Source organism: Facklamia lactis (genome assembly GCF_015863205.1).
GTDB lineage: Bacteria > Bacillota > Bacilli > Lactobacillales > Aerococcaceae > Facklamia > Facklamia lactis.
This window is the reverse complement of sequence record NZ_JACBXQ010000015.1, coordinates 1-847: the sequence shown is the minus strand read 5'-3', so window position 1 is coordinate 847 and position 847 is coordinate 1. Positions and strand designations below refer to the sequence as shown.

The 847-nt window shown below is 29.5% G+C and carries 1 protein-coding gene; it reads right to left on the bottom strand.

Features of this window, described 5'->3' with window-relative positions; translation table 11 throughout:
* Positions 1-632: IS3 family transposase (locus HZY91_RS10765; protein WP_235991637.1), on the bottom strand; the 632-nt coding region annotated here is incomplete at its 3' end.
* Positions 633-847: the final 215 nt, after the last annotated feature.

Below are 847 nucleotides of genomic sequence, written 5' to 3'. Positions count from 1 at the left end.
GCTTCTGCAACAGCGTTATCATAAGGACAGCCTTTTGTGCTTAATGAACGTTTGATGTTAAATGTTTTTAAAACTTCATCTATCAATTTGTTGTCGAATTCTTTACCTCTATCTGTATGAAATAATTCTATTTGTTCTAAATTATGATTAATTTTACTCATTGCTTTCGTCACTAAATGGGCGTCTTTATTTTTACCTGCACTGTAACCAACGATTTCTCTATTGAAGAGATCAATAAATAAACAGATGTAATGCCAAGTTCCTGCGACTTTGACATACGTTAAATCACTCACTAAAGCTTCTAATGGCTGTTCCCTTGTAAATGAACGATTTAAGTGATTTTTTATTAATTTTTCATTTGTTTCTTTCTGATGATTTTTATAGTTAGTTTTTGTATAAACTGAAATGAGATTATTCTTTTTCATAATATGACCTATTTTTCGTCTAGATACAATAATACCTAATTTATTTAACTCATTTTTAATTCGCCTTGTACCAAAGCTCTTTCTATTTGAGTTAAAAGTACTAACAATAGTTTTTTCTAATTCTGAATCATCATTTTTAAGTTTATTTGGAGTTCGTTTAATTGAATCATAATAAGTGCTTCTTGGTATTTTTAGGACTTTGCACATTGCTGATACTGAATATTGATGAGCATTCTGTTGAATGACTTCTATTTTCGTCCCATGATCAGCGCTGCTTGCTTTAAAATATCATTTTCCATCTTTAATTGTTGATTTTCTTTACGCAATTTTCTGAGTTCTTTTTCCTCATCAGTTAGATTATCAACAACATTAAATGAACCACTATTTTGATGATTCTTAATCCATTTATCTAAGGCCGAAGG